Source organism: Methyloversatilis universalis FAM5, assembly GCF_000214035.2.
Classification (GTDB): domain Bacteria; phylum Pseudomonadota; class Gammaproteobacteria; order Burkholderiales; family Rhodocyclaceae; genus Methyloversatilis; species Methyloversatilis universalis.
Window position 1 is genome coordinate 26,435 of sequence record NZ_AFHG01000057.1, and the last position, 11,693, is coordinate 38,127.

At 66.9% G+C, this 11,693-nt stretch carries 12 protein-coding genes; 3 read left to right on the top strand and 9 right to left on the bottom strand.

All coding sequences use genetic code 11. The features are described 5' to 3' along the window. Positions 1-8: 8 nt before the first annotated feature. The 8 genes from METUNV1_RS15710 to METUNV1_RS15745 form a co-directional block, all read right to left on the bottom strand. On the bottom strand, positions 9-506 hold the full coding sequence (locus METUNV1_RS15710) for a thioredoxin domain-containing protein (protein ID WP_008063465.1): 498 nt from the start codon (positions 504-506) through the stop codon (positions 9-11). Continuing rightward, positions 503-856: a HypC/HybG/HupF family hydrogenase formation chaperone gene (locus tag METUNV1_RS15715; protein WP_008063466.1), complete on the bottom strand. Its 354-nt coding sequence runs from the start codon at positions 854-856 to the stop codon at positions 503-505. Before METUNV1_RS15715 ends, METUNV1_RS15710 begins: the two co-directional genes overlap by 4 nt. Positions 857-859: 3 nt before the next feature. Then, positions 860-1,534 carry a HyaD/HybD family hydrogenase maturation endopeptidase gene (locus METUNV1_RS15720; RefSeq protein ID WP_008063468.1) on the bottom strand — a complete coding sequence of 225 codons (675 nt, stop codon included), beginning with the start codon at positions 1,532-1,534 and terminating at the stop codon, positions 860-862. Positions 1,535-1,556: 22 nt separating this feature from the next. After that, the gene (locus METUNV1_RS15725) at positions 1,557-1,973 is read right to left on the bottom strand and encodes a HigA family addiction module antitoxin (RefSeq protein ID WP_339327527.1); all 417 of its coding nucleotides are present in this window, start codon (positions 1,971-1,973) and stop codon (positions 1,557-1,559) included. A gap of 4 nt (positions 1,974-1,977) precedes the next feature. Continuing rightward, the gene (cybH, locus tag METUNV1_RS15730) at positions 1,978-2,709 is read right to left on the bottom strand and encodes a Ni/Fe-hydrogenase, b-type cytochrome subunit (protein ID WP_008063475.1); all 732 of its coding nucleotides are present in this window, start codon (positions 2,707-2,709) and stop codon (positions 1,978-1,980) included. A 25-nt stretch (positions 2,710-2,734) separates the two neighbouring features. After that, positions 2,735-3,325 (bottom strand): HupE/UreJ family protein, encoded by a 591-nt coding sequence (locus tag METUNV1_RS15735; protein ID WP_008063476.1) that lies wholly within the window; start codon positions 3,323-3,325, stop codon positions 2,735-2,737. A gap of 35 nt (positions 3,326-3,360) precedes the next feature. Continuing rightward, positions 3,361-5,217 (bottom strand): nickel-dependent hydrogenase large subunit, encoded by a 1,857-nt coding sequence (locus METUNV1_RS15740; protein WP_008063479.1) that lies wholly within the window; start codon positions 5,215-5,217, stop codon positions 3,361-3,363. A gap of 68 nt (positions 5,218-5,285) precedes the next feature. Beyond that, positions 5,286-6,371, bottom strand: a complete 1,086-nt coding sequence (locus METUNV1_RS15745) for a hydrogenase small subunit (RefSeq protein ID WP_008063481.1) — start codon at positions 6,369-6,371, stop codon at positions 5,286-5,288. A gap of 552 nt (positions 6,372-6,923) precedes the next feature. Here METUNV1_RS15745 and METUNV1_RS15750 point away from each other — a divergent pair. Continuing rightward, positions 6,924-8,054: an aminotransferase class V-fold PLP-dependent enzyme gene (locus METUNV1_RS15750; protein WP_008063483.1), complete on the top strand. Its 1,131-nt coding sequence runs from the start codon at positions 6,924-6,926 to the stop codon at positions 8,052-8,054. Positions 8,055-8,325: 271 nt separating this feature from the next. Here the strand turns inward: METUNV1_RS15750 and METUNV1_RS15755 are convergent, their stop codons facing one another. After that, positions 8,326-9,291, bottom strand: coding sequence for a LysR family transcriptional regulator (locus METUNV1_RS15755; protein ID WP_008063488.1), 966 nt, complete (start codon positions 9,289-9,291; stop codon positions 8,326-8,328). Between the two features lie 373 nt (positions 9,292-9,664). Here METUNV1_RS15755 and METUNV1_RS15760 point away from each other — a divergent pair, with 373 nt between their 5' ends. Continuing rightward, on the top strand, positions 9,665-11,131 hold the full coding sequence (locus tag METUNV1_RS15760) for a form I ribulose bisphosphate carboxylase large subunit (protein WP_008063489.1): 1,467 nt from the start codon (positions 9,665-9,667) through the stop codon (positions 11,129-11,131). Positions 11,132-11,267: 136 nt separating this feature from the next. Next, the gene (locus tag METUNV1_RS15765; protein ID WP_008063491.1) at positions 11,268-11,687 is read left to right on the top strand and encodes a ribulose bisphosphate carboxylase small subunit; all 420 of its coding nucleotides are present in this window, start codon (positions 11,268-11,270) and stop codon (positions 11,685-11,687) included. Positions 11,688-11,693 lie beyond the last annotated feature (6 nt).

Consider the following 11,693-nt stretch of genomic DNA (forward strand, 5'->3'; position numbering starts at 1 on the left):
GACTCCGTTCAGTGGCAGGAGGATTCGGAACCGGCGCCGGCGTTGCGCACCGGAATGCCGACCGTGGGGGCACGCGAGGTGGGCATGGTGAGCGCCAGGCCGACCCGTTCGACATAGACGTCCCAGTCCAGCATGCCGGACAGGGTGGTGACGTACTGGCCGTCGCGCACGAACACCAGCGCCGGCCAGCGGATGGAGCCGTAGCGCCTGGCGATCGCGTCCTCGTCCTCGCGGGTGGCGACACCGATCCTGAAGCGGCGCGGGAACTGCACCAGCAGTTCGGGCAGCACCACCGCCACGTCCAGCGCTTCCGGGAAGCGCACCGGGTCGCCGGCCAGCAGGATGATGCGGTCGCCACCGGCGGCGGCCCAGTCGGCCACGGTGTCGGCGGTGAGCCACTGCGCGCCGTGAGCGCTGACCAGCCGTTCGATCAGTGGCGAAGCCGCGGCCGGCGCGGCCACCGGCAGCGTGACGATGGGCGCGGATGCGCCGTGTTCGATGCTCATGCGGGTTCTCCCAGAAGGCTGCCCTGAGGGCTGTGTTCGCTACGGGCCGCGGCGCCGGACAGCGCGCGCAGCTGTTCTTCACTCATCGCGGACGGCAGCGCGAAAGCGGCATCGCCGTCGCCGCCCTCGCCCTGCATGACCGCCTCGATCATGTCCAGCGTGGCGTCGACCTCGCGCGCACGCTCGGCGCTGATGCGCTCCTGCGCGCTGTCGAGGAACACCAGCAGCCAGTCGCCGACCGCCACCTCGCCGACCAGCGCGGAGCGCACGCGGCGCAGGCCCAGCCGGCCGACGCAGCGCACATGACCCGGCTCGACCGCCATCACCTGCATCGGAATGCCCAGACACATGGTTCAGCCCTCCGCCACGGTGGTCGGGAAGAAACGGGCGTCGCCGCTGCGGCAGGCGAGGTCCTCGGCCGGGCGCTCGTCCTCGTAGCGCTCCAGCCCCAGTTCGGCGAAGGTGATGCATTCGCGCACCGTGAGCGGCGTGCTGCGCGGCTGCGGGCCGGCGCCCCAGCGCCGCAGCGTGTCCAGACCGATCTGCAGTGCGTCTTCCAGCGCGCGGCGGACGGTCGGGCGCAGGCTGCCGCCGTAGTCCTCCAGCTCTTCCGGCTGGCAGCCGATCAGCAGCACTTCGCGCGGATAGCGGCCGGTGAGCTGGGCCAGCGACAGCACTTCCTGGAAGCCGGTCTGGTGCAGGCTCATCTTCTTCGCGCCCATGAAGCGGGGCACGTCGTCGTTGGCGATGCACTTGATGGTGCCCGGCTCCAGACCGTAGTCGATGGCGTCGAAAATGAGCAGGCAGTCGGCCGCCTGCACGTGCTGCACCAGGTAGAGGCCCTGGGTGCCGCCGTCGATCAGCTGCACCTCGATGCCGTCTGCGGGCGCGAATTCCCAGCGCTGCTGCAGCGCCTCGACGCAGCGCACGCCGAAGCCCTCGTCGGCCCACAGCACATTGCCGATGCCGAGCACGACCAGGGTGTCACCAGGGCGGTGACAGGCGGTTTCGGACGCAGTGGTGTACATCGTCGCAATCCCTCGGAAAAAATCAGTGGGCGCCGCGCGGAAGCGTGGCGTCAGGCGTGGCGCGCAGCGCCTTCCAGGCGTGGAAGCTGTCCCAGGCCGACTGCAGCGCGAGCCAGAAGGCGGCGTCGGTACCGAACAGCAGGGCACAGCGGATGGCGGTGTCGGGCGTCATCGCGCGCTGGCCGTGCACGATTTCGTGCAGACGGCGGCGCGACATGCCGAGCGCGCGTGCAGCCTCGCTCTGCGACATGCCGATGGGAGAAAGGTAGTTGTGCTGAAGAAACCGCCCCGGATGCCACGGCGTCCGCACCGGAATGCCCGCAGGCGGGTGCGAACGACGCGACGAACCGGGACGCAAGGGGTGCACAACGAGCCTTCTTTCTCTTGAGGAGACGGGGGTCGGTGCCGCGGCGCGCGCGGGAGCGGGAGCCGCGGACACCGTTTCAGTCCTTGAACGTGCGGTGGCCGGAAATCATGGTGCTCACCACGCTGGAGCGACCCATGATGTCTTCGCGGATGGCCGCATAGACGTGCAGGATGACGAACACGATGAGCGCCCACATGCCGAGGTGGTGCCAGGTATGCACGTCCTGCGACTGTCCCATCAGCGGAATCACCCAGCCGAACATCCGCTCCTGCCACGAGCCCATCTGCGCGCCTTCGCCGTACAGCGCGAAGCCGGTGCAGATCATGAACAGCGTGAGCAGCAGGTAGCCGAAGAACATGGCGAAGCGCGCCAGCGGGTTGTGGCCGACATAGCGCCCGGGACGCGGGCTCATGAAGGCGTACCACTTGAGCATGCCGAACACCTCGATCCAGTAGGCGCGGGTGAGCAGCGGCACCCAGAACAGCTCACGGGCGTGGTGATTGCCGACGATGGCCCAGTAGATGCGGCCGATCAGGCCCACCGCCAGCAGGTAGCCGGCGGCGAAGTGGGCGAAGCGGATATAGCCCATCAGGAAGTTCGCGCTGGCCTCGCCCGGCTGGGTCGGCAGCGGCGAGCCGATGAAGAAACCGGTCAGCGCGAGCACCGTAATGGCGAGCGCGTTGATCCAGTGCCAGATGCGGACCGGCGCCTCGTACACATAGACCGACTTGATCGAGCGGCCGTGGGCGACCGCGCCCTCGTCGATGCCGGTGGCGTGGGACAGCTTTTCTGAAGTGGTGGCGGACATCTGTCGTCTCCCGCGGTTGGGTGCTTCAGATGCGCGACGCGAACATGAACAGGCCGGCCGCACCGACACCGGCGGCCTGCACGCGCCACGCCCAGGCCGGCACGCGGGCCAGCCAGCTGCCGGCCACGAGACCGGCGGCGTGCAGCAGCGCCGAGCCGGCGACGAAGCCCGCGGCATAGGCGGCGAACGAGCTGCCGGCAGCCCACTCGGCGCCGTGCGCCACGCCGTGCAGTGCACCGGCAGCGGCGACCAGCGCGAAGCCGGCCGTGGCCGGCAGACGGCCGCGGCCAAGCAGCAGCACGCCCAGCGCGGCGACGCTCAGCGCGACACCGGCTTCGACGAAGCCGCCGGCGCCGGTCTGCACGCCGATGAAGGCGCCCACCAGCAGCGCGATCAGAAAGAAGGCCGGGCCAGCCAGACGCTGCGCGGCCGGCAGGGCCGCCGCCGACCACACGCCGACCGCAATCATCGCCAGCAGGTGATCGGCACCGGCAAACGGGTGGGCCAGGCCGGCGGCCAGACCGTGGGCGCCGTGGCCTTCATGCGCCTGGACGACCCCGGCGGCCAGCGTCAGGGCGGCCGCGACGGACGCGCGGCGAACGAGGGACGTATTCATGTTTCCTCCTGATTTCGTTATGTCGTGGGCGCGCTTCAGCGCACCTTCACCGTGGTCAGTTCCTGGCCGTCCTCGCTCATCACGTGCGTCGAGCAGGCGAGGCAGGGGTCGAACGAATGCAGCGTGCGCAGGATTTCCACCGGCTGTTCCGGATTCACCATCGGCGTGTTCATCAGGCTTGCCTCGAAGGCGCCGATCTGGCCCTTGGTGTCGCGCGGACTGCCGTTCCAGGTGGTCGGCACGACGCACTGGTAGTTCTCGATGCGGCCGTCCTTGATGCGGATCCAGTGGCCCAGCATGCCGCGCGGTGCGGCCACGGTGCCCACGCCCTTGGCTTCCTTCGGCCAGGTCTTCGGGTCCCACTTCTCGACGTTGGCGGTGCTGCGGTCGCCGGCCTTGATGTTGCCGATCAGCTGCTTGTAATCGTCATACATCATTTCCGCGGCGTACTGGCTTTCCAGCGCGCGGGCCAGCGTGCGGCCGATGGTGGTGGGCAGCAGCTGCTTGGCGGTGAAATGGGTTTCCGGCAGGCCGAGCGCCTTCGGAATGGCGCTGTTGATCGCCACCGCCGATTCATCGACCTGCTGCTTCACGCGCTGGCACCACTTGTTGCCCTTGGTGGCGTGCGCATAGCCGAGGATGTAGCGCGACAGCGGGCCGACCTCGACCGCGTGACCGCGCCAGCGCGGCGACTTGATCCACGAGTACTTGGCGCTCTCGTCGATCTCCTCGATGTTGGTGCGCGAACCCTTGGTGTTGGCGCCCAGCACGTAGTTCGGCTCGGTCACGCCGTCCCACGGGTGCAGACCCTTGGATTCGTCGGCGTACTTGTACCAGCTGTGGGCGACGAATTCCTGCACCTGTTCCGGGTCACGCGGGTCGATCTCGTGGATCTCGTCCCAGTTGCCGTTGAGGATGACGCCGCCCGGCAGCTGATGCGTGCTGTGGTCGTACGGCACCTTCTCGTAGGTACCGTAGTCGGCCACGTTGGTGGCCGACAGGCCGCCGCCGTACAGCCAGCCGGCCTGCTTGTAGATCGTTCCGATGGCGAGCACGTCCGGGACATAGACGTTGTTGTTGAACTCGATCATCTCCTTGATGCGCGCCTCGACGAAGTTCAGCCGTTCCATGTTGATCGGCGCACCGGCGGCGCCATCGCCGTCGATGTTGATCGCGCACGGCACGCCGCCCACCAGGTAGTTCGGGTGCGGGTTCTTGCCACCGAAGATGGTGTGCACCTTGACCCATTCCTTCTGCAGGTCGAGCGCTTCGAGGTAATGGGTGACCGCCATCAGGTTCGCTTCCGGCGGCAGCACATAGGCCTTGCTGCCCCAGTAGCCGTTCATGAAGGGGCCGAGCTGGCCGCTTTCGACGAACTTCTTCAGCCGGTTCTGGATGTCGCGGAAATAGCCGGGCGAGGACAGCGGGTGCGCCGGCGACACCATCTGCTGCAGTTCGCTGGTCTTCTTCGGGTCGGCCTTCAGCGCGGACACGACATCGACCCAGTCGAGCGCGTGCAGGTGATAGAAGTGCACCGCGTGGTCGTGCACCTGCAGCGTCTTCGCCATCATTTCGCGGATCAGGTGGGCATTCAGCGGAATCTTGATGCCCAGCGCGTCTTCCACCGCGCGCACCGAAGTCAGTGCGTGACAGCCGGTACAGACGCCGCAGATGCGCTCGACGAAGGCCCAGGCGTCGCGCGGATCGCGACCCTTCAGGATCACTTCGAGGCCGCGCCACATGGTGCCGGTCGACACCGCGTTGCGGATGACGTTGTTGCTGTCCACATTCACTTCACAGCGCATGTGACCTTCGATGCGCGTGACCGGGTCGACGACGATGCGGCGGCCCGAGTTGTCCATGTTGAAACCTTGCGTTTCGTAAGCACCCATCTTCGTATCCTTTGCTGGAACAGGGCCCGCAGGCGCGGCTCAGGGCCGCGCGCCTGCGGGGTTCGCGATCAGTGGTCGGCGGTGGTGGTGGCGCTGTCCTGCTTGTGCGAGGCGCGCTTGATGGCCGACACCGCGGCGTGGGCCGCGACCGCCGCACCGACCACGCCGGCCGCGGTGGCGCCGACCTGGTCCGCATTGGCTTCGATGCCGAACTGGTGGATGTCGGTCAGCCGGTCGTAGAACGAACCCTTGTCCCAGAAGCCGTCTTCCGAACAGCCGATGCAGCCGTGGCCGGCCTTGATCGGGAAGCTGGTGCCCTCGTTCCACTGCACGGTGGAACAGGCGTTGTAGGTGGTCGGGCCCTTGCAGCCGACCTTGTAGAGGCAGTAGCCCTTGCGCGCGGACTCGTCGTCCCAGGACTCGACGAACTGGCCGGCATCGAAGTGCGGACGGCGGTAGCACTTGTCATGGATGCGCTGGCTGTAGAACATCTTCGGCCGGCCCTGGCGGTCCAGTTCCGGGATGCGGTCGAAGGTGAGCATGTAGGTGATGACGCCGGTCATCACTTCGGCGATCGGCGGACAGCCCGGCACCTTGATGATGGGTTTGTCGAAGATGACCTTGTGCACCGGGGTGGCCTGGGTCGGGTTCGGCTTGGCCGCCTGCACGCAGCCCCAGCTGGCACAGGAACCCCAGGAGATGATGGCCTTGGCGTCCTTGGCCACGTGCTTGAGCTGATCGATGAAGGGCTTGCCGCCGATGATGCAGCTCATGCCATCCTGATTCAGCGGCGGGTTGCCCTCGACCGCCAGGATGTAGTTGCCCTTGTACTTGGTCATGATCTCTTCGAGGATCGCCTCCGCCTGGTGGCCGGCTGCGGCCATCAGCGTGTCGTCGTAGTCGAGCGAGATCATCGACAGCACCACGTCCTTCGCCAGCGGGTGAGCCGAGCGGATGAAGGATTCGGAACAGCAGGTGCATTCCAGACCGTGCAGCCACAGCACCGGGGTGCGCGGCTTGGTTTCCATCGCGTGGGCGATCTGCGGCACGAAGGCCGGACCGAGCCCGAGCGAGGTGGCGGTCAATGAACAGTACTTCAGGAAACTGCGGCGCGAGATGCCCTGCCGGCGCATCACCTCATAGAAGGTTTCCATCCTGGTCTCTCTCCTGTGCTTCTTGTTGTCAGCGGCCCATCACCTTCGCTGTACGCACGCCGCGATTCCGGTGAGCCTGTGTGCGAACGGACCCGTCCCACCTCTCAATGCGTCAGTCGACGGTGCGATGCGCACAGGTGGCCTGAGCTACTAACAAGTTGCGGGCCAGTCCGGATTTCCGCGCTGCAACAAGAATATTGATACAGATCAAGGTCTTGTTCCGTATCGGAAAAGATATGCAGGGTCGTGGACGGCGCGCTGCCGGTCGTCAAGGCGTGATGGAAGGTGGTCTTCCGCTTTCCACCTGCTGGCGGAAGCGCTGCTTGCAGCGGTCAGCCGGCTGCCCGCCGGCGCCGCGGTCGCGGGAACGGAAACACGCGGGTTATGTCCCCACAACGGAAACCCGACATTCCGGCAACCCGCCCCGGTGGATTAGAATTCAGGCCCTTCGTGCGGACCCGCGCCGCGCGAACGCCCGCAGGTTCTGTCCAGCCGCCGCCACAAGCGGGGGTGCAAATCTGTCGTCTACCCCACTGAAACGGAGAGATCACCGTGTCCGGCCTTCTGCCCAATGTCGATCCCGAAGGACTGCTCGAGTATTCGGTCGTGTATACCGACCGTGCGCTGAACCACATGTCTGCCGCCTTCCAGGGCGTCATGAAGGACATTTCGCGCGTACTGAAGCAGGTCTACAACGCCAAGTCGGCCATCGTCGTGCCGGGCAGCGGCACCTTCGGCATGGAAGCCGTCGCGCGCCAGTTCGCCACCGACCAGAAGGTGATGGTGATCCGCAACGGCTGGTTCAGCTTCCGCTGGACCCAGATCTTCGACATGGGCCGCATCCCGTCGGAACAGATCGTGCTCAAGGCGCGCCAGCCGGAACCGGGCTCGCAGAAGCCGTTCGCGCCGGTGCCGGTCAAGGAGGTGGTGGCCGCCATCCTGGAACAGAAGCCGGCCGTGGTGTTCGCGCCGCAGGTCGAAACCTCGGCCGGCATGCTGCTGCCGGACGACTACCTGCGCGAAGTCGCCGCCGCGGTGCGTGAGGTCGATGGCCTGTTCGTGCTGGACGCGATCGCCGCCGGCACGCTGTGGGTGGACATGGCCGCGCTCGGCATCGACGTGGTCGTGACCGCACCGCAGAAGGGCTGGAGCGGTTCGCCCTGCGCCGGCCTGGTCATGCTGGGCGAACGCGCCCGCGCACGCATCGACTCGACCACCAGCACCAGCTACGCCGCCGACCTGAAGAAGTGGCTGCAGATCATGGAAGCGTACGAGAACGGCGGCCACGCCTATCACGCCACCATGCCGACCGACGGTCTGGTGCAGCTGCGCAAGGTGATGCTGGAAACCGAGCAGTACGGTTTCGACAAGGTGAAAGCCAACCAGATCGAACTGGGCCGCCAGATCCGCGCGCTGCTGGAAGCCAGGGGTTTCGACAGCGTCGCCGCCGAAGGCTTCAAGGCGCCCTGCGTGGTGGTGAGCTACACCACCGATCCGGACATCCAGTCGGGCAAGAAATTCATGGCGCAGGGCATGCAGATCGCTGCCGGCGTGCCGCTGCAGGTCGATGAACCGGCGGACTTCCGCACCTTCCGCATCGGTCTGTTCGGCCTCGACAAGCTGCAGAACGTCGAGCGCACCGTAGCCAGCTTCAAGGCCGCGCTGGACAAGGTGACCGGCTGACCGCCCCACCTTCCGTCGTTGTCCCACGGGCGCCGTACGCGCCCCGCGGCTGACTTCAAGGCGGCGCCGGTCTGGCGTCGCCGCCCCCCGCACAGCCGGCAGGTGCGGAGCGTGCCATCTCCGAAACGACCCTGCATCATCGCTGACGTCCGCTGACCGGTGCCGGCGGCGGCCGGACTCATCCCCGCCACCCTCCCGCCGCAATTCCCGCGACCATCCCCTCTCCGCCCCACCAGCGGCTGACGCCGCCCGCGCACGCGCGCCGCGCTAGTTAGTGCGTGGGCTCGGCCGCACACACCTGCATGGCGAGCCCGGGCGTCCGGCTGAGCTGATCCTGTACGTGCTGCTGGCCGTGGTCCAGCAGGAAGCGCCGGAAATCGGTGGCCACCGGCGTGAGCTGGCGCGAGGCGAGATGGATCACGTACCACTCGCGCTCGATCGGATTGCCGGTCACCGGCAGCAACGCCAGTTCGCCGGATTCCAGTTCGTGCCGGCAGATGTGCTGCGACATGAAGGCCAGCCCGAAGCCGGCGGCGCACATCTGCTTGATCGCCTCGTTGCTCGACAGTTCGGAGCCGATGCGCAGCGTCAGATCGGCTTCACGGAACAGCTGTTCCAGCGTGGTGCGGGTGCCCGAGCCGCGCTCGCGCACCAGCAGGTCCTCGTTCGCGATGTCGCGCAGCGCCAGACGCCGGCGCCCCATCAGCGGATGCATGGGCGCGGCGACGAAGGCCATCGTGTGGCGCGCGAACGGCTCGGCCACCGTCTTCAGGTCACGCGGCGGCCGGCCCATGATGACCAGATCGACCTCCTGCGTGGTGAGCAGGCGCACGATTTCGTCGCGGTTGCCCACCTTGAGCTTCATCTCGACATTGGGCTGCTCACGCGCGAACACCACCAGCATGCGCGGCACCAGGTATTCGGCGGTGGTCACCACGCCGATGCGCAGCCGGCGCGACACCACGCCGCGGTGCGCCGCCATTTCGTCGCCCACCTCGCGCCACAGGTCGAGGATGCGCGCCGCGTAGTCGGCCATCAGCCGGCCGGCCGAGGTGAGCCGGATGCCGCGGCCCTCGCGCTCCAGCAGCGGCGTGCCGGCGGATTCTTCCAGCAGCTTGAGCTGTATCGACACCGCCGGCTGGGTCAGGTGGATTTCACTGGCCGCCCGCGACACGCTGCCCAGGCGGGCAACCGCATGCAGCGCGGACAGCTGGCGGAGCGTGGCGTTCTTGAGCATGGCGTTCTCCTGCGGGCTGTACGGGGTACCCACCCCGTTACACGTTTCGCGCCAGCCCGGAACCGGCCCGGCAGAAAACCGCCGAATGAATGGCAAGTCATTGATAAACAAAAACTGATACCAGCCCTGCCGCGCCGCCGCAGCGATCGGCTCCGGCAAGCGTGATTGCAGCGCCCGCGCCGCTCCGCAAGCGCTGCTTGCAGTCGATGCCCGGTTTTGTGCGGCGCACCAGCGCAGCCCGATGCAGGTCAAAGAATAAGTTTGCCTTAATAACAGAAGGAAAAAAACAAACTTTTCTTATCCATGACCCTTCACCAGACTGGATTCAACGCCGGGCCTTACCGGCGAATGACCGCATCCACAGGAGGAAGACATGGGCGACATGAACACGCCGCAGCAGATCACCGACGCCAAGAAACGCTATTCGGCCGGCGTCCTGAAGTACGCGCAGATGGGCTACTGGGACGGCGACTACCAGCCGAAGGACACGGACATCGTGGCGCTGTTCCGGATCACGCCGCAGGACGGCGTGGACCCGATCGAAGCCGCCGCCGCGGTGGCCGGCGAATCGAGCACCGCGACCTGGACCGTGGTGTGGACCGACCGCCTGACCGCCTGCGACATGTACCGCGCCAAGGCCTACCGGGTCGATCCGGTGCCGAACAATCCGGGCCAGTACTTCTGCTACGTCGCCTACGACCTGTCGCTGTTCGAGGAAGGTTCGATCACCAACGTCGCCGCCTCCATCATCGGCAACGTGTTCTCGTTCAAGCCGCTGAAGGCCGCCCGCCTGGAAGACATGAAATTCCCGGTGGCCTACGTGAAAACCTTCGCCGGCCCGCCGACCGGCATCATCGTCGAGCGCGAACGCCTGGACAAGTTCGGCCGCCCGCTGCTCGGCGCCACCACCAAGCCCAAGCTGGGTCTGTCCGGCCGCAACTACGGCCGCGTGGTCTATGAAGGCCTGAAGGGCGGCCTGGATTTCATGAAGGATGACGAGAACATCAACTCGCAGCCCTTCATGCACTGGCGTGACCGCTTCCTGTTCGTGATGGACGCGGTGAACAAGGCCAGTGCCGCGACGGGCGAAGTGAAGGGTTCCTACCTGAACGTGACCGCCGGCTCGATGGAAGAGATGTACCGCCGCGCCGAATTCGCCAAGGAACTGGGCTCGGTCATCATCATGGTCGATCTGGTGGTCGGCTACACCGCCATCCAGTCGCTGTCGCACTGGTGCCGCCAGCACGACATGATCCTGCACCTGCACCGCGCCGGCCACGGCACCTACACCCGCCAGAAGACCCACGGCGTGAGCTTCCGCGTGATCGCCAAGTGGATGCGCCTGACCGGCGTCGATCACATCCACGCCGGCACCGCGGTCGGCAAGCTTGAAGGCGACCCGCTCACCGTGCAGGGCTACTACAACGTGTGCCGCGACACCCATACCAAGGTGGACCTGCCGCGCGGCATCTACTTCGACCAGGACTGGGGCGCACTGCGCAAGGTGATGCCAGTCGCCTCCGGCGGCATTCACGCCGGCCAGATGCACCAGCTGATCGACCTGTTCGGCGATGACGTCGTGCTGCAGTTCGGCGGCGGCACGATCGGCCATCCGCAGGGCATCCAGGCCGGTGCCACCGCCAACCGCGTGGCGCTGGAAGCCATGGTGCTGGCGCGCAACGAAGGCCGCGACATCGCCAACGAAGGTCCGCAGATCCTGCGCGACGCCGCCAAGTGGTGCAGCCCGCTGGCCGCCGCGCTCGATACCTGGGGCGAAATTTCCTTCAACTACACGCCGACCGACACCTCGGACTTCGTGCCGACGCCCTCGGTCGCCTGAGCGGCCGGACCGCCTGCTCCCCCTGTGGGAGCGGCGCCCCACTGCGATCAGCGCGTCATCAGGCACCAACGCGGTGTCTGTGCCCATCGCGGCGGGGGCGCCGCTCCCACAGCCCCCTTCTTACCGGAGAACCACCATGCGCATTACCCAAGGCACCTTCTCTTTCCTGCCCGACCTGACCGACGCGCAGATCCGCGCCCAGATCGAATACTGCCTGGCCCAGGGCTGGGCGGTCGGCATCGAGTACACCGACGATCCGCACCCGCGCAACACCTTCTGGGAAATGTACGGCAACCCGATGTTCGACCTGCGCGACCCGGCGGCCATCATGCTGGAGGTGAAGGCCTGCCGCGACACCTTCCCGCAGCGCTACATCCGCGTCACCGCCTTCGATTCGACCCACGGCACCGAATCGGTGGTGCTGTCCTTCATCGTGAACCGGCCGGACGCCGAGCCGGGCTTCCGCCTGATCCGCACCGAAGAGCCGGGCCGCACGCTGCGCTACTCGATCGAGAGCTACGCGGTGCAGGCCAGCCCCGAAGGCGCGCGTTACTGAGCCGGC